Source organism: Plesiocystis pacifica SIR-1, assembly GCF_000170895.1.
Taxonomy (GTDB): Bacteria; Myxococcota_A; Polyangia; order Nannocystales; family Nannocystaceae; genus Plesiocystis; species Plesiocystis pacifica.
In genome coordinates, this window is the sequence record NZ_ABCS01000061.1 from 24,540 (window position 1) to 41,701 (window position 17,162).

At 70.8% G+C, this 17,162-nt stretch carries 11 protein-coding genes; 7 read left to right on the forward strand and 4 right to left on the reverse strand.

Annotated elements, in window-relative coordinates:
- Nucleotides 1-18 precede the first annotated feature (18 nt).
- Complete coding sequence (locus PPSIR1_RS26180) at nucleotides 19-3,159, reverse strand: serine/threonine-protein kinase (RefSeq protein ID WP_157596002.1); 3,141 nt, start codon at nucleotides 3,157-3,159, stop codon at nucleotides 19-21.
- A gap of 231 nt (nucleotides 3,160-3,390) precedes the next feature.
- On the opposite strand from PPSIR1_RS26180, the gene PPSIR1_RS26185 reads away from it, so the two are divergent.
- Nucleotides 3,391-4,497 (forward strand): aromatic ring-hydroxylating oxygenase subunit alpha, encoded by a 1,107-nt coding sequence (locus tag PPSIR1_RS26185; RefSeq protein ID WP_006974208.1) that lies wholly within the window; start codon nucleotides 3,391-3,393, stop codon nucleotides 4,495-4,497.
- Here the strand turns inward: PPSIR1_RS26185 and PPSIR1_RS26190 are convergent.
- Entirely contained in the window at nucleotides 4,428-5,156 is a 729-nt protein-coding gene (locus PPSIR1_RS26190) for a hypothetical protein (protein WP_157596003.1), read from the reverse strand. The genes PPSIR1_RS26185 and PPSIR1_RS26190 overlap by 70 nt on opposite strands.
- Nucleotides 5,157-5,209: 53 nt before the next feature.
- Between PPSIR1_RS26190 and rtcR the strand changes: the two genes are divergently transcribed.
- The 4 genes from rtcR to PPSIR1_RS26210 all read left to right on the forward strand — a co-directional run bounded on the left by rtcR (nucleotide 5,210) and on the right by PPSIR1_RS26210 (nucleotide 9,407).
- Nucleotides 5,210-7,015: an RNA repair transcriptional activator RtcR gene (rtcR, locus tag PPSIR1_RS26195; protein WP_006974210.1), complete on the forward strand. Its 1,806-nt coding sequence runs from the start codon at nucleotides 5,210-5,212 to the stop codon at nucleotides 7,013-7,015.
- Between the two features lie 20 nt (nucleotides 7,016-7,035).
- Entirely contained in the window at nucleotides 7,036-8,214 is a 1,179-nt protein-coding gene (locus PPSIR1_RS26200; protein ID WP_006974211.1) for a DUF4215 domain-containing protein, read from the forward strand.
- Between the two features lie 330 nt (nucleotides 8,215-8,544).
- Complete coding sequence (locus PPSIR1_RS26205) at nucleotides 8,545-8,940, forward strand: EthD domain-containing protein (protein ID WP_157596004.1); 396 nt, start codon at nucleotides 8,545-8,547, stop codon at nucleotides 8,938-8,940.
- Between the two features lie 83 nt (nucleotides 8,941-9,023).
- The gene (locus PPSIR1_RS26210; RefSeq protein ID WP_006974213.1) at nucleotides 9,024-9,407 is read left to right on the forward strand and encodes a hypothetical protein; all 384 of its coding nucleotides are present in this window, start codon (nucleotides 9,024-9,026) and stop codon (nucleotides 9,405-9,407) included.
- Between the two features lies 1 nt (nucleotide 9,408).
- Here the strand turns inward: PPSIR1_RS26210 and PPSIR1_RS26215 are convergent, their stop codons facing one another.
- Nucleotides 9,409-9,900, reverse strand: a complete 492-nt coding sequence (locus PPSIR1_RS26215; protein ID WP_006974214.1) for a hypothetical protein — start codon at nucleotides 9,898-9,900, stop codon at nucleotides 9,409-9,411.
- Between the two features lie 67 nt (nucleotides 9,901-9,967).
- On the reverse strand, nucleotides 9,968-13,699 hold the full coding sequence (gene mfd, locus PPSIR1_RS26220) for a transcription-repair coupling factor (RefSeq protein ID WP_006974215.1): 3,732 nt from the start codon (nucleotides 13,697-13,699) through the stop codon (nucleotides 9,968-9,970).
- 76 nt (nucleotides 13,700-13,775) lie between these two features.
- Between mfd and PPSIR1_RS26225 the strand changes: the two genes are divergently transcribed.
- Nucleotides 13,776-15,206: a hypothetical protein gene (locus PPSIR1_RS26225; protein ID WP_006974216.1), complete on the forward strand. Its 1,431-nt coding sequence runs from the start codon at nucleotides 13,776-13,778 to the stop codon at nucleotides 15,204-15,206.
- Nucleotides 15,203-17,125 carry a hypothetical protein gene (locus PPSIR1_RS26230; RefSeq protein WP_006974217.1) on the forward strand — a complete coding sequence of 641 codons (1,923 nt, stop codon included), beginning with the start codon at nucleotides 15,203-15,205 and terminating at the stop codon, nucleotides 17,123-17,125. Before PPSIR1_RS26225 ends, PPSIR1_RS26230 begins: the two co-directional genes overlap by 4 nt.
- Nucleotides 17,126-17,162 lie beyond the last annotated feature (37 nt).

A 17,162-nucleotide genomic window follows, 5' to 3' on the forward strand; every position in this document is an offset into this window, starting at 1 on the left:
CGGGGCTCGGGGCTTTGCTCAGGCGCCTCCTCGAGGAGGCTTGCGGTAGCCCCGAAGCCGGGCCGCGAGGGCCTCGATCGACTCGGGGCTCTGGCCCTTGGCGAGCTCCCCATCACGCGCGGCGGCGATCGCCGCGAGGCCCTCGTCGACGAGAGCGCGGGCCGCCTGCGGATCGGCGCCGCTGACATGCAACACCCGAGCCCGGTTGTTCCAGTAGTCCACCCGCCCAGCCAGGGTGCTCGGCGGCTCGGCCTCGAAGATCGTGCGCGTCTCCTCGCTGGCCGCGAGGGCCCCCTCGAGGTCGCCCGTGGCCAGCAGCGCGTCGACGAGGTTGTAGAGGAACACCGACCGGGCCGGGTCCGCGTCGCCGAGCTCGGCCGCGCGCGTGGCGAGGGCCTCTCGAATGATCGGGAGCGCGTCCTCCCAGTGCCCGGCCTCGGCCATGCACTCGATGAGCATCGACTGGAAGATGGTCACCCGGATCTTCCCCCGGGTCGCGTCCTCGCCGATGAGCTGCGTGGCCCGCCGCAGATCCGCCAGCCCGGCGTCGTAGCGCCCGAGCTCGCACTGCGCCTGGCCGATGATGCTGAGGACCACGGTCGTGTTGTCGTGCTCGAGGCCGTAGGCCTTGGTGAAGGCCGTGAACACCTGGCGGTAGAGCGGCAGCAAGACCTCGGGGGACTCGCCTCGCTGCTCGCGCAGGCGGGTGAGCTCGTAGGTCGTCACCATCGTGTCGATGTGCTCGGAGCCGTAGGCCGCGCGCGCGATGGCCTCCGCGCGCTCGAGCATGGCCTGGGCCTCCTCGAAGCGCCCGAAGCCACGGTAGAGCCGGGCCGACGCCGTCAACGACGGCACGAGCTGGACGTTGTCCGGCCCGAACAGGCGCTCGGCGATGGGGATGGTCTGTTCCTGGAGGACCAGGGCCTCGTCGCGCCGCCCAGCCCGGAGCAGGGTGTCCACGAGCAAGCGCCGGGTCGTGAACACCTGCAGCTGATCCTCGCCGTACTCCGCCTCGAGGCGAGCGAGGGCCTGCTCGAAGGCCACGATCGCTGCGGGCACGTCGCCCGCGTCGCGCTTGGCTCGCGCGAGATGGAGTTCGACCTCGATGACCCTCGGGTGCTCGGCGCCAAAGCTGTCGGCGTAGCGCTCCCGCGCTCGGGTAAAGGTCTCCACCGCGCCCTCGATCTCACCGAGGGCGGCCTGGTTCTTGCCCACGGTGTCGAGGGCCTCGGCGACCTGGGGGTGGCTCGCAGGGTAGGTCGCCTCGGCCAGGGTGAGGTAGTCCCAGGCCACGCGAGTCGCGGGCTCGTAGTCCTTGACCAGGTAGTGGTGCTCGGCCTCGGCGGCCAGCAGTCGGACGCGGTCTTCCTTCAGGGAGCCCAGGCGGCGGGTCAGGGCGTCGGCTCGACGCAACCACTCCTTCCCGCGCTGTGCGTCCCCGAGCAACACGTAGACGTGGCTCAACTCGAGGGCGGCCGTCAGCGCGACGCGATCGTGGCCGAAGGCCTCGGCCTCGTAGTGCGCGGCCTCGAGGGCCTCGCGGGCCTCGCCGTAGTCCGAGGCGCCCTCGGCAGCCTGACCCAGGGCCAGGCGCGCCTCGGCGCTCAGCGGCCCCTGCTGCGGCGCATCCGCGACGATCGCTCGAGCGAGGTTGTAGGCGCCGCGGCTCCGGCCCGCCTGGCTCAACAAGCGCGCCTGAACGATCGAGCGGCGCACGGAGGACGCCTGCTCGCGCTCTGTGCGGTCGTCGAGCTGGGTCTGCGCCCGGAGCCACAGCGGGTCTTCGCAGCGCGCGGGGTTGGGCAGCTGCGCCAGGGCCTCGAGGGCGTAACTCCCGGTGACCCGATCGCTCGACCGGAGCACCTCCAAGGTCCCGTCGAGGTCGTCGAGCTGCGCGTCGAGGCAAGCCACGACCGCGCTCGCGTCCTCGGTCTCCTCGCGCGCTGCCCTGCACGCGGCCACCCGCGCGGGCCGCCAACGCTCGGACCAGCCCTCGAAGGAGCGCTCCGAGCGTGCCCACAGCTCCGGAGCGAAGCTCAGCCCGGTCCCCAGCAAGGCCTCGCGAACCCGCGGCGCCGCCGTGTCCCAGCGCTGCGCCGCGACCTCCCCCTCCGCCTCGCAGCGCGCACGCTCGGCCTGCTCGATGGACGCGAGGCCGAGGCCCGCGCCCACGACGATCGCGACCACGCCGCCGACGGCGAGCCACCGCCGGCGACGAAGGCTGGGGTCCTTCTCGAGCGCATGGAGCAGCGCGCTCATCGACGGCCAGCGATCTTCAGGGGCGTTGGCGAGGCCTCGCTCGACCACCGCCGCCAGCCACCCCGGAACCTCTCGATCGCCCGGCCGAGGCATGCGGCTGTCGCTGAGCACCGCCCCGCGCAGCTCCGCCACGTCGGCGCCCCCAAAGGGCGGAGCGCGGTAGAGCGCGCTGTACAGCGCCACGCAAAACGCAAACTGATCGGCCGCCGCGTCCGCGGGCTTGCCCAGGAATTGCTCGGGGGCCATGAACGCCGGCGTCCCGACCATCGCGCCCGCTCGGGTCAGGCGCTCGCTAAAGGGGTCCTCGCTCACCGTGTTCGCCCGCGAGTCCACCAGCACCTCGAAGGACTCGTCGAGCGAGGGCGGGAAGGCCAGGGACCCTGACCGCCCCGGATCCTCCACCGAGATCGAGTCCGCGGACGCGCGCACCAAACCAAAGTCCGACACCTTTGCGACGCCATCGCTCGTCAGCAGCACGTTCTCGGGCTTGAAGTCGCGATGGATCAGGCCGGCGGCGTGCGCTGCCTCGAGCCCTCGACCGGCGCCGATGAACACGTCGAGGATCTCCCGCCATGGCCGCCGCTCGCGGGTCCACTCCGCGAGCGTCGGACCGTCGACGTACTCCATGGCGATGAACACCTGCTCGTCCAGGCCGTGGCGGCCCACGTCGTAGACCGCGACCACGTTCGGGTGGGAGACCTTGGCCATGGCCTGGGCCTCGCGCTGCAGCCGGATCATCGAGCGCGAGCGCGGCCGACCGCGGCGCATGACCTTGATCGCCACGCTGCGGTTGAGCTCCTCGTCGAAGGCCGCCACCACCTCGCCCATGGCCCCCGTGCCCAGGTGGCGGATGACGGTGTAGCGACCAATGGGGTCTCCTGGCTGAAGTCGTGCCTTCACGTGAGCTGCGAACTCGACTCGGCCCGCTGGCCGGCAGAGAACCTAGCACGATCGCGGCCTCCTTCCATTTGGGGCCCAAGGTGAGCCGGGCGCTCCCGCGCGTCATGGTGATGTTCTCGCCGGGTTTCGGCTCAGCCCCGCGCAGGCCGGCGCCCGCCCATGGCGCGTCGGGTCAATCGATTGGGCGTCCGCGGTCATCCACGCCAGCGGCGTCCAGGGCATCAAGAAAGCATGAACGATCGCCTGCGCACCGCCCTCCCCGTGCTCTCCCCTCGGCGAGAGCCCGTCCTCATCCCCGAGGCCTGGTACCCGATCGCCCCGTCCACCGACCTCCCGGCCCGGGGCCGGAGGGCCACCAAGCCCCTCGGCATCATGCGCCTCGGACGGCGCTGGGTGCTGTGGCGCGACGAGGCCGGCGCCGTCGCGTGCATGCCCGCGGCCTGCCCCCACCGCGGCGCGGATCTGGCCCAGGGCCGCGTGCGCCAGGGCGAGATCGAGTGCCCCTACCACGGCTTTCGCTGGAGCGCCGGGGGTGAGTGCGTCGCCCTGCCCTGCGAGGGCCGCGGCGCCCGGGTGCCCGCCAAGCTCCACGTCCGCGAGCGGCCCATCGTCCGCGAAGCCCACGGGCTGATCTGGATGTGGTACGGCGAGCGCGAGCCCACCGCCCAGCTCCCCTGGTTCGAGCGCTCCCCCGTCGAGGGCCGCCGCACGGCGACGCACACCGAGGTCTGGGAGGTCAGCTTCACCCGGACCATGGAGGCGATGCAGGACCTCCACCACTTCCCCTTCGCCCACCACGGCCTCGACCCCTGGCGCGGCAAGGCGGCGCGCCTCGACCCCTACGAATGCCGCGTCGAGGGCGAGCGCATCTACCAAAAGGCCGCGCTGGCCCTCGAGCGCGAGGACGGCAGCACCGAGCCCGTCGTGCACTTCCAGCTCGACTGCGCCTTCCCCAGCGGCATCTACCTCAAGTTCAGCCCGCGCGTCGACGCGTCCGTGGCCCTGTGCCCCATCGACGAGCAGCGCACCTGGGTGTGGGCCTGCTACCGGGTCGAGACCGGCCTGGGCGCGGTGATCGACAAGCTCTCGGCGCGGCTCAGCATGTGGTTCGAGTTCGCCTTCGTACAGCCCGACGATCGCCGCATGAGCGCGAGCGCGGAGCCCCAGGCCTGCACGGCGGCGGACCACGCCCTGGTCCGCTCGGACGCCGCGATCGCGGCGTGGCACAAGCTCCGCCGCGCGCACCTACACGCCGCGAGCGCGAGCGCTCAAGAGCACAGCCCGCTGACGGCGGGGTCGTCGGACATCGAGCAGTCGAAGTCGTCGCAGTCGATGTAGCCGTCGTTGTCGTTGTCGATCCCGTCCGAGCAGGTCTCGACGCTGTCCTCGCTCATGCCCCCGCACAGCTCCATCACCGCGGGGTCGTCGGACATCGAGCACGAGAAGTCCTGGCAATCGGTGAAGCCGTTGCAGTCGTTGTCGATCCCGTCCGAGCACTGCTCGACGCTCGTCTCCGAGGGCAAGCTCGCGCAGTAGTCGAGGATCGCCTGGTCCTCCGACATCGAGCAGCCAAAGTCCTCGCAGTCGGTGTAGCCATTGCCGTCGTTGTCGATCCCGTCCATGCACTGGTCGAGGGTGTCCTCGGGCGGCAAGTTGGCGCAGTAGTCGAGGATCGCCTGATCCTCCGACATCGAGCACGAGAAGTCCGCGCAGTCGACGAAGCCGTTGTAGTCGTTGTCGATCCCGTCCGAGCACAGCTCGAGGGTGTCCTCGGCCACCGGCGGCCCGCCCTCTCCCCCGGTGGTCTCCGCCGGCTCCGGGCACTCGCTCTCGTCTCCCCCCTCGCCCACGTCGTCCGCCCCGCTCGTCTCCTCGTCCTCGGCGCTCGGGGCCGTCGAGAAGATGCAGCCCGTGGACGCGCCCGACACGAGCGCGGCCAGGATCGAGGCCTTCAGGGTATTCGCGGAGATCAGCGAGAGCAGGCGAGAGCGGGTCATGGGGCGGAGCATAGCCGCCTTTGCCGACGGGACGTCTGCTACCCTCCCGTGCCATGTGCGCCCGCCCTCGCCCCTCGTCCAAGGCCTCCGGGGGCCCCGACGCGGGCGAGACGCGGCGCCCCGTCGTCGTCCTCGGCCTGCTCGGTCCGACCCTCGATCGAGGCGGGCGCAACCGGTGGGAGCGCTGGCGGCCAACGGTGGACATCTGCCGCCACGAAGACTTCGTGATCGATCGCCTCGAGCTGCTGACCCAGCCCGAGGTCACCGACGCCCAGCGGTCCACGGCCACGGGCAAGCGCCGGGCGCATCGGGCCCGGAGCCTCGCCGAAGAGGTCGTCGCCGACATCCGCGAGGTCAGCCCCGAGACCGAGGTCCGCTGCCACCCGACCCACTTCGAGGACCCCTGGGACTTCGAGGCGGTCTACGCCATCTTGCTCGACTTCGTCCGCGCCCAGTCCTTCTCCCCCGAGGACGAGGACTATTTGGTGCACATCACCACCGGCACCCACGTCGCGCAGATCTGCTGGTTCCTGCTGACCGAGACCCGCGAGCTGCCGGCCAAGCTGCTGCAGAGCTCGCCCCCGGACACCCGCCTGGGCAAAGAGCGCAGCGACCCCGGCACGGTGCGGATCATCGACCTCGATCTGTCCCGCTACGACCAGATCGCCTCGCGCTTCGCCGCGCGCACGGCCGAGGATCTGTCCTTCCTCAAGGCCGGCATCGAGACCCGCAACGCCCGCTTCAACGCGCTCATCGAGCGCATCGAGCGGGTCGTGCTGGCCAGCCGCGCGCCGATCTTGCTGACCGGGCCGACCGGCACGGGCAAGACCCGGCTGGCCCGGCGCATCTACGAGCTCGCCCGCGATCGCCGCTCGCTGGGGCGGATCGCGGGGCGCTTCGTCGAGGTCAACTGCGCGACCTTGCGCGGCGACGCCGCGATGTCGGCCTTGTTTGGCCACGAAAAGGGAGCGTTCACTGGCGCGACGAGTCGACGCGACGGGCTGCTGCTCGCGGCCGACGGCGGCCTGCTCTTCCTCGACGAGATCGGTGAGCTCGGCCTCGACGAGCAGGCCATGCTGCTGCGCGCCATCGAGGACCGCCGCTTCATGCCCCTGGGCAGCGAGCGCGAGCGCGAGAGCGACTTTCAGCTGATCGCCGGGACCAACCGAGACCTGCGCGCCGAGGTCGCCCGCGGGCGCTTTCGCGAAGACCTGCTGGCGCGCATCGACCTGTGGACCTTCGCGCTCCCGGCCCTGCGCGAGCGCCCGGAGGACATCGAGCCCAACCTCGACTACGAGCTCGATCGCTGGCGCGAGCGCGGCCGCGGCCGGGTCAGCTTCAACCGCGAGGCCCGGGCCCGCTTCCTCGCCTTCGCGCGCTCGGAGGCGGCGACCTGGCCCGGCAATTTTCGCGACTTCTCGGCCGCCGTCGAGCGCATGGCCACCCTCGCCGAGGGCGGGCGCATCGACGAGGCCCTGGTCGAAGAGGAGCTCGAGCGCCTGCGTCGGCAGTGGCGACGGCCGGACCCCGCCGCTGCTGCGACCTCGGGCTCGGGCTCGGGCACGCCCACGCCCAGCTCGGGCCCCGCTCCAGGCCCCCAACCCCGGGCGGGCCAGACGGCGACCCTCGATCTCGCCGACTTCCTCGACGCCGAGGCCCTCGAGCAGCTCGACCGCTTCGATCGCGTGCAGCTCACCGACGTGATTGGCCTGTGTCGCGCCAGCGCGACGGCGTCGGCCGCTGGTCGAGCGCTGTTCTCCGCGTCCCGTGCCCGGCGTCGCTCGGTCAACGACGCCGACCGCCTGCGCAAGTACCTCGCGCGCTTTGGGCTGAGCTTTCGCTACATCAAGGCGCGCTGACGCCGTGCTACAACGGCACCATGTTCGCGCGCTGGTCCACGTGCATCCTCCCCCTGAGCTTGGCCGTCCTGTCGAGCTGCTTCGTCAAGCCCGACAACAAGGTCGGCGCGGACGCGGGCACCGACGAGGCCGGCCAGGGCGAGTGTGGCAACGGCGTCGTCGAAGACGGCGAGGAGTGTGACGAGGGCACGGCCAACGCCGACGAGGGCAGCTGCACGAGCGCCTGCACCCTGCCGGTGTGTGGCGACGGCGTCGTCCAGGCCGGGGAGGAGTGCGACGACGGCAACGACGTCGACTCCGACGCCTGCGTGCCCGGCTGCCAGCTCGCCACCTGCGGCGACGGCTACGTCCAAGAGGGCGTCGAGACCTGCGACGACGGCAACGGCGTCGACGACGACGACTGCAGCAACACCTGCGTGTCCGCGACCTGTGGCGACGGCGTCCTCCAAGACGGCGAGGGCTGCGACGACGGCAACGACGACACCGACGACGACTGCCCCGCCTGCCAGCCCGCGACCTGCGGCGACGGCTACGTGTTCGCGGGCGTCGAGGAGTGCGACGACGCCAACGACGTCGACCAGGACGCGTGCACCAACGCCTGCACCGACGCCGTGTGCGGCGACGGCATCGTCCACCTCGGGGTCGAGGAGTGCGACGACGCCAACGAGGTCAGCACCGACGCCTGCATCAGCTGCAACGACGCCGTGTGTGGCGACGGCATCGTCCACGAGGGCGTCGAGGGCTGCGACGACGGCAATACCAACGACAACGACGACTGCAGCAACGACTGCAACGCCTCGTGCGGCACGGACTGCTTTGGGCCCGGCGGGTGCCTGACGGGCGCGGGCCGCTGCGTGCGGTTCTCGTGCCGCTCCCCCCAAGAGGGCGAAGACTTTTGCGGGGATTGCACCGGGTGGCAAGAGATCAGCTACGCCGACTGGCTCAACGGCTACTGCGGTGACCTCATCGCCAAGTACCGGGAGGAGTACGGGCACATGACCATGTGCTCGAGCTCGCCCGTGTGCTGCGAGAGCGCCGAGGATTGCGCCGGCAATGACAATGCGTGGCACTTCTTCGACGGCCAGGACACCCGCTACGTCGGCCCGTGCCTGGGCTGCATGGGCGAAGACGACTGCTTCCACTGGGATAACGTCGCCACGGGCACCATCACCCGGCTCAGCGCGTGCGAGAAACTATGAACTTTTTGCAGGGCGACTGAGTCGTGGACGTGGGGCAGGGAGGGCGTGGCGTCGTCCACGACGGCTAAAGTGGATAGGGACTGTGAAAACTTCACAGTCCCTGAGCATTCTTTCCAGACTTGGCCTCGGAACAGCGGCTGTCCTCCCCGGTACCCCAGGGTGAGGCAGGGACTGATCCACGGGACATCTGAGCGGGCTCACCCAGCCAAGGCTGGCCATTCTTTTGGCACATTTGCTGGGATTCGCCGCCTGCGATGGTAGGATCTGCGCTGGAGGTGGGTCGATATGATCAAGCTGGTCCAAAACCTCAGGCGCCTTCCGGCACTCTCGGTGGCTGAGTTTCGCGACAAACTCAACGAATACGGCTTCGTCGTCAAAGACATCGCCGACGAGTTGGGTGCAGCTCGCGTCGCCATCAGCACGACCCTCGCGGTCCAGGACAACATCAGCATGCAGGTCAGCCAGGGGACCAGCGATCCGCCCGACGCCATCGTCGAGATCTGGATGCGCCGGGCCCCCGACTTCGACGGCCCCGACAACCTGCTCGCGCGCCAGCTCCTCGCCAAGATGCGAGACATGCAGGACGGCTTCGTCGACCTGCACCGCTCGTCCTTCTTCTTCGCCTCCGAGCGGGTCGAGCATGGCCGCGAGGCCGCGGCTGCCCTCAGCCAGAGGCTGATGCGCATCGATCAGATCAAGCACACCCTCGACCTGTCCGAGATGTGATCCGCGCAGGGCTTGCCCCTGCCAGCTCGGCACCCCCCCGGCCCCCCTCGACCCGGGTCCTCGCATCGGCTAGACAAACGCCGATGGCCGACTCCAACTCCCCCCGCCCGGTCCACCCCTCCGACGCGTGCAGCGAGACCGTCCGCCGCCAGCAAGCGGCCTTTCACCCGGACGTGCTCGAGGCCGTGATCAACGCGGTGAACAGCCAGGACGTGGTCGTGGTCGGCATGGCGACCAACCCCCACGTCAAGAAGGCCCGCCTGGGCCTGCGCAACGCCGACATCCCCTTCACCTACCTGGAGTACGGCAGCTACACCAAGGGCTGGCGCCAGCGCCTGGCCATCAAGATGTGGAGCGGCTACCCGACCTTCCCCCAAGTGTTCGTCAAGGGCACGCTGGTCGGGGGCAACGCGGAGCTCCAGGGCATGCTGAGCGACGGCTCCCTCGCCGCTCAGCTGGCTGGCTGAATCACTCCGGCAGCTTGCAGCTGTCGTCGGTCAGCTCGGCGCACAGATCCTTGGCGGCGTCCGAGAACGCGCAGCCCTCGGGCATGGTCAGCTCCATCACCTTCTTGGAGTGGAAGACGTTGAGCATGGGCCCGGCCTCGGCCGAGCCCGGCAACCGGAAGTGGACCTGCACGTGCTCGGCGGGGGCCTTGATGAAGTCCCGGGAGCCCGGCTCGCCGTCGATCGGACAGTTCGCCAGCTCCGTGAAGCCCGCGCCGGTGAGGTGCTTGGTGTAGAGCTCGTCGAGCTTCGCGTCCTCGGTCCCCTTGGCGTAGGCGATCATCAGCATGTCGTCGGCGCCAAAGTCGTTGCCCTTGGCCTCGATGGCCATCTCGACGTCGCCGCGGAGATCGGCGGGCACGTAGGCGTCGAAGCTCTCGGGGATCGGCGTCTTGCAAGCGAGGGTCGAGGCAGCCAGGGCGAGGAGCAGAGCGAGGGAGGATGCGCGGCGCATTCCGCACATCTACCCCCTCGCGCCGAGCTGCGTCAAATGCGAACGCACTCGAGACTCAGCTAGGGGGTCATCGACGGCGGTTTCGGGGAAGAGCAGTCTTGCCCCGGCGCCTGCCTCCCGCCCCGCCTTGGGCCGCCTGATCGAGGCGGGCGTAGGTCGCCAGCTCGGCCAGCACCCCCTCGCAGACCTCGAGCTGCCGCGAGCAGTCCTTGCCCTGGCGGTTGGGGATGGTCGCCAGGATCCGCTCGCCCCCCGGGGCCAGCCGGACCCGGCCGTCGGTGGCGTCGGACAGACCCAGGGCGACCTCGGGCGAGAGCGGCGTCTCCGGGCTCAGGCGGATCGAAAAGCGCATCGCCCGGAGCTCGAGGGCCGTGGCCCGGAGCCGTCGCCCGTAGCTCTTGCAGGCCATCATCAGGCCAAAGTGGCGGGCCTCCACGGGCAGCTCGCCGTAGCGATCGTGGAGCTCCTCGAGCACCTCGCGGACCTCGTCGGCGTCGCGCGAGGTGCTCAGCCGGCGGTAGAAGTCCAGGCGCGCCCCGACGTCTTCCACGTAGGTGTCGGGCAAGAAGGCCGGCACGTCGAACGCAACCTCGGGGTCGGTCTCCTGGGAGATGGGGTCGCCGCGCAGCTCGGCCACCGCCTCGCCGAGGATGCGCGCGTAGGCCTCGAAGCCGATGGCCTGGATGCTGCCCGACTGCCGCCGCCCGAGCAGGTCCCCGGCCCCGCGGATCTCGAGGTCCTGGCTGGCCACGTTGAAGCCCGCGCCCAGCTCGCTGTGGCGCTGGATGGCCTCGAGGCGCCGGCGCGCGTCCTCGGACAGGCGCTCGAGGGAGGCGACCATCAAGTAGCAGTAGGCCCGCAGCTTGCTCCGGCCGATGCGCCCGCGCAGCTGGTAGAGCTGGGCCAGGCCGAACTGATCGGCGCGGGCGATGAACATGGTGTTGGCCCGGGGGATGTCGAGGCCGCTCTCGATGATCGTCGTCGAGACCAGCACGTCGGCCTCGTGGCGCACGAAGTCGACCATGGTCTGCTCGAGCATCTCGGGGGGCATCTGCCCGTGAGCGACGATGACCCGGGCCTCGGGCACGAGCTCGCGGATGCGCACGGCGTGCTCCTCGATGCCCATGACCCGCGGGACGACGTAGAAGATCTGCCCGCCCCGCGCCAGCTCTCGGCGGATGCCCTCCTCGAGCACGACGTCGCTGTGCCGGGTCAGGTAGGTGCGCACGGCCAGGCGGTCGACGGGCGCCGTGGTGATCATGCTGATCTCCCGCATGCCCAGCAGCGACATGTGCAGGGTCCGGGGGATGGGCGTGGCCGTCAGCGTGAGCATGTCGACGGAGGTCTTGAGCTTCTTGAAGCGGTCCTTTTGCTTGACCCCAAAGCGCTGCTCCTCGTCGATGATGACCAGGCCGAGCTCCTTGAAGCGAACGTCGCGGCTGAGCAGGCGGTGGGTGCCCACGACCACGTCGACGGTCCCGTCCTTGATGCCCGCCAGGGTCCGCTTGCGGTCGGCCGGCGAGCTGAAGCGGTTGAGCACCCCGACCTCGAGGGGGAAGGCCGACATGCGCTCGGAGAAGGTCAGGTAGTGCTGCTGGACGAGCACGGTGGTCGGGGCGAGCACGGCCACCTGCTTGCCCGCCGCCGCGACCCTGAACGCGGCCCGCAGCGCGACCTCGGTCTTGCCAAAGCCGACGTCGCCGCAGACCAGGCGATCCATGGGCCGCTGGCTGCTCAGGTCGTCCTGGACCGAGTCGATGGCGTCGGCCTGGTCTGGCGTCTCCTCGAAGGGGAAGGTCTGCTCGAACTCGGCGTACATGTCCCCGCCGGGGGCGAAGGCGTGGCCGGTCATGGCCTCGCGCTGGGCGTAGATCTGCAGCAGCTCCTCGGCGAGCTGGCGGACGTCGGAGCGGATCTTCTTGGCCTTGGCCTGGAAGGTCTGGCCGCCCATGCGGTCGAGCTTGGGCGCCTTGGCCTCGGCCGAGACGTAGCGCTCGATCTCGCCGATGCGGTGCACCGGCAGGTAGAGCTTGTCCTTCTTGGCGTACTCGACGATGACGAAGTCACCGGGCACGCCCTGGGCCGCGAGCTTGGTCAGGCCCACGTAGCGGCCGACGCCGTGGACCACGTGGACCACGTAGTCGCCGATGCTCAGCTGCGAGAGCGAGGCCACGCCGGCCTTGCGCCGACGCCTGCGTCGACCCTCGCGGCGCGCCACGGGGCCAAAGATCTCGGACTCGGAGACCACCAGCAGCCGGTCACCCTCGCTGGCGAAGCCCTCGGACAGGGTGCCCGCGATCACCCGCAGGCGCGGGGCTTGGAGCTCCAGACCGCCCAGCTCGATGGCCCCGCCCGCCCCGCTGCTGTGCTCGCGCTCTTGCTTGCTCGTCCCCTCGGGGCGCAGGCCGTAGCCGCGCAGCATCGCCGTGAGCCGCTCGGCGTGGGTGGTGTTGGGCGCGACGAGGACCACGTCCCAGGGATCGCGCTCGCTCGGGTCGAGCGCCCCGCCGAGGGTCGCGTCCGCGTGCACGCCGAGCTCGCGGATGTGGTCGACGACCGGGCGCAGGAGCTCGCCGCCCTTTTGCCCCCGGGCCGCCTCGAGCTTGGCGCGCAGGGGGGCGTTGCGGCCCAGGTCCACGCGGATCACCCCGCGGCGGTCGCCCTTGGTCTGCTCGGGGTCGTAGAGGTCCAGCCGCGCCCCGACCACCGCCGCGCCCCGCAGCTGCTCGCGCAGCTGCTCGCGCGTGCAAAAGAAGTCCTCCGGGGCCGCGACGAGGTGCTTGGCCTCGACGGCGCGGCGGTACTCGAAGTCGAGCTCGTCGGCCATGCGCTCGCCCAGGCCCACGAGCGCCTCGGGCTCGTCGAGGTACCAGCGCGCGTTGGCGGGCAGGTAGTCGGCCACCGACGCGAGCCCGTCGTGGAACACCGGCGTGAGCGCGTCGATGCCGAAGAAGTCCACGCCCGCCCCGAGGTTGGCGATGACCTGGCGGGTCGCGCTGCTCGGCACCTCGATGCGATCGCCGAGCTCGAGCACGGCCAGGCGCAGGGCGTTGGCCGTGGTCCGCGAGCCCGTGGCCACCGTCTCGCGCACCGGGTGCACGCGGATCGAGCGGACCTCCCGGAGGCTGCGCTGGCTGTCCGGGTCGAACACGCGGATGCGCTCGATCTCGTCGCCCCACCACTCCAGCCGGGCGGGGAAGCGCTCGAGGGGCACCCACACGTCCATGATGCCGCCGCGGATCGCAAAGCAGCCCGGGTCGCCGACGACGTCCACGCGGCGGTAGCCCGCGGCGCTCAGGAAGGCCGCCGCCTCCTCGCGGCCGAGCTCCCCCTCCCGCGCCCAGGTCCGGCACAGCTGCGCGAAGGCCTCGGCGGGGATCGTCTTGCGCATCAGGCTGCGCAAGCTGAGGATGATCAGCTCGGGCTCGCCGGCCCGCAGGCGCTCGAGGGCGGCCATCCGGGCCCCGACGCTGCGCGGGTCTGGAGACACGTCGCCGTAAGGGGAGACGTCGATCTCGGGCACGGTCAGGACCCGCTGGTTGCTGCCCACGGGCCCGGCGTCCGTCGCCGACGCGCCCTCGCCACTGCCGGCAAAAAAAGCCACGTCGGCGGCCACCGTCTGCGCGGTCGTGTCGTCCGGCGCGACGTAGACCAGGGGGGCGTCGGTCTCGGGATCGGCCATGGCCCGGGCCAGGAGCAGGCCGCGGTAGCCCCCCTCGGCACCGAGCACCCGCTTGCGCCGACCCGAGCGCAGGGCAGTGAGCACGACCGGCAGCGCTTCGAGGGCAGACAGGGCCATGGGCGGCCGAGGGTACTCCCCTGCCCGCAAACGGCAACCACCTGCGCCGGCCCGGCTGATCCGTTAGTCTGGGGGGGTGCGCGAGCGTCTCCTCCTGACCCCCGCCTTCGCCGCAGTCACCGCCCTCGCCGCCCTCTCCCCCCTCGCGCTGGGTGGCTGCAAGGCGGCGCTCGGAGCCGGGGGCGGTCAGGACGGCGTGGAAGACAACGGCGGCTCGGGCGTAGAGGCTCCCGATGACGGCGCCAGCGATCCGGACGCCAGCGGCGAGGCCCCGACCGAGGCCGAGCTCCGGGCCGAGGCCGAGCGCCGCGAGCAGGCGGCCGAGGTCGACGCGGCCGCCCGGCGGATCATCCTCGAGGTCGCCAAGGCCCGGGAGCTCCCGGTCAAGGGCGACTTCTCCGTGGAGCTCGTCGACAAACAGGGCGTGCGGGACTTCGTCGAGGCCGTGATGGTCGAGGAGATGAGCCACGAGGAGCTCGCGCTCATGGGCCGGATCAACGCCTCCTTGGGCGTCATCCCCGTGGGCAGCGACTTCGAGCAGGTGCTCCTCGACATGTACGAGCTCGGCGTGCTCGGCATCTACGACCCCAAGCGCAAGACCCTGATGATCGGCGACTACATCGATCGGGTCCAGCTGGGCATGGTCGTCGGCCACGAGGGCGCCCACGGCCTCCAGGACATGCACTTCGACCTCGAGGCCCTCAATCACATGCACAAGGGTCGGAGCGACCTCGACTCGGCCCAGACTTTCTTGATCGAGGGCGACGCCCAGGCGGCCTACCTGGCCTGGGTCGCGGGCGACGAGGGCCTGGCGAGCATCGGCGAGGACCTGCTCGAGCTCCAGGCCAACATGGTCCTGCAGATCCGCGAGGACATGGGCATCCCGCACACCATCTTGGCCCGCCAGATGCAAATGCCCTACACCGACGGCACGGCCAACGTGGTCCGCATCGCCCGGGACCAGGGCTGGGACGCGGTCAACGAGCTCTACGCCGAGCTGCCCACGAGCAGCGAGCAGATGCTGCACCTCGACAAGCTGGCCAAGCGCGAGCAGCCCCGGCCGATCACCGTCGACAGCGTGCCCCTGCGCGCGCTGTTCCCCGATCACCAGCCCGTGTGGGAGGACGAGCTCGGCGAGGTCTCGCTCCTGGCCATGCTCGCCGAGGTCGCCACGCCCGGGAAGGCACGGGAGGCCGCGGCCGGCTGGGGGGGCGATCGCTACGTCGTGCTCGAGACCAAGGATCAGACCCGCCGGGCGCCGGCGCCGTTACTCGCCGGGGTGACGGCCTGGGACAGCGTCGAAGACGCGAAACAATTCGAGGCGCTGTTTCGCACTTATCTCCAGGCGCGCAAGCCCGACGCCTTCCACCTCGAACGCAAGCGCGACCGCGTCCTCTACCTGACCCACTTCGACGCCCCGGCGGCGTCTTTGCCAGAACCGGAGCGCGCCAAGGCTGTCAGCAAGGCGGCATGGTCCACGTTCACCGTCGGGAGCCAACCCAAATGAGCGCCAAACAACCGGAGCTGAGCCCCGTCTACCGCCTGCTGTCCCGGGTCCAGCGACGCGAACGGGTGGCCCACGCCATCGAGCTGTGCGTCCGAGTGGCGCTGCCCGTGGGCCTGATCCTCGCCGCCGGCAGCGTGGTCGGCACGCGCTTGTTCTTCACCCCCCCCATTTGGGCCTGGTCCGCGCTCGCCCCCATCCCCGTCGTCCTGGCCTGGTCGGTCATCCAGCGCCGCTCGATCCGAGCCACCGCCCGCCGGGTCGACGCCCACTACCGCCTCCACGATCGCCTCGGCAACGCCATCGAGTTCGCCGAGGACCGGGAGGCCATCCCCGCCGACGACCCGCGCACCCGCGAGATGGCCGAGATGGCCATCGCCGCCGGCGCGCGCGCGGTCGAAGGCCTCGAGTCCAAGCCCGTCGTCGACCTGCGCGTGCCCAAGCCGCGGGTCCTCGACGCCCTCGCCCTGGCCCTGCTGCTCGTCGCCCTGCTCTTGCCCCAGCGCGAGCGCGAGGGCCTCGACGAGCGCATCCTCGCCGAGGCCAACCAGCCCCTGCCCGAGCTCGAGACCGACAAGCGCCAGGGCGTGGACATGACCGGGGCCGAGGCCAACATCCGCGCCCTCGAGCAGCTCGAGGACAGCCCCGAAGAGCAGATCGCCAAGCTCGCGGGCGAGATGCTCGGCGTGCTCGAGGACCTCGAAAAAGGCGAGATCGACCAGGCCACGGCCCTCGAGCGCCTCGAAGAGCTCGAGGCCGAGCTCGAGGACATCGAGGCGCAGCTCGAGTCCGAGCTCGAGGAGGACCCCTGGCTGCTCAGCGAGGGCATGCGCGAGCTCGCCGAGGACCTGCGCGAGCACGACATCATGCAAGAGGTCGCCGAGGCCCTCGCCAAGTCCGACGCCGAAGAGGTCGAAAAAGAGCTCCAGGAGCTCATGGAGCGGGCTGAGGCCGAGGGCGGCGATCTGAAGGAAGAGCTCGACGAGGCCCTGCGCGAGATGGAGCGCTCCTTGTCTCGCACCGCCCGCGAGAACACCGGGACCGAGAAGGCCATGGAGCAGGCCGAGCGCGAGATGAAGCGCCAGGAGAAGAACCCGGCCGAAGATCCCGAGGAGCAAGAGCGCGAAATGCAGCGCAAGAAGGAGCGCCTCGAGGAGCTCCGCCGCCAGCACGAGCGCGAGCAAAAGGCCCGCGAGGAGCTCGACAAGCTCCGCGAGCTCGCCCGCCAGTCCCAGGGCAGCAGCCAGTCCCAGAGCGCCCGGCAAAAGCGCAAGGACGCCGGCCAAAAGCTCAGCAAGGGCGCCGGCCAGGCGTCCAAGAAGTCCCGCAAGACCCAGCAGGTGTCCGAGGCCCGCGACTCCATGGACCAGGCCAAGCAGTTCGTGCGCCGCTCGGGCCAAAAGGGCGAGGGCCAAAACCGCCGCAAGCAGCAGCAAAAGCGCTTCGCCGAGGCCGCCAAGGGCCAAAAGGGCAAGGACGGCAAGCCGGCCACGGCCCTCGTCGAGGGCGAGGTCGGCGACGGCCAGCAGGGCCAGCAAGCCGGCGAGGGCCAGGAGGGCCAGGGCGAGGGCCAGGGTGAAGGCCAGGGCGAGGGTGAGGGCCAGGGCGAGGCCGCCGGCGTCATCGAGGGCGCGGGCGTCGGGCCCGGCATGGGCACCGGCAGCGTCGAGGCCCTCGGCGAGGACCGGACCACCGACGTCGACCTCAAGGCCGAGCGCGTCGACGCCCAGCAGGGCAAGGGCCAGACCCGCGCCGAGGTGATCGAGACCGCCAGCCAGGAAGGCTTTGCCACGGAGAGCTACCGCAAGGTCTACCGCGACTACAAGAGCTTCGCGCAGTCCAGCATGGACAGCGACGAGCTCCCCGAGGGCCAGCGCACCCGGGTCAAACGCTACTTCCGCATGATCCAGCCCCGCAATTGACATCAGACTTCGACGACCGACGCCGGCCCAGCCGCGG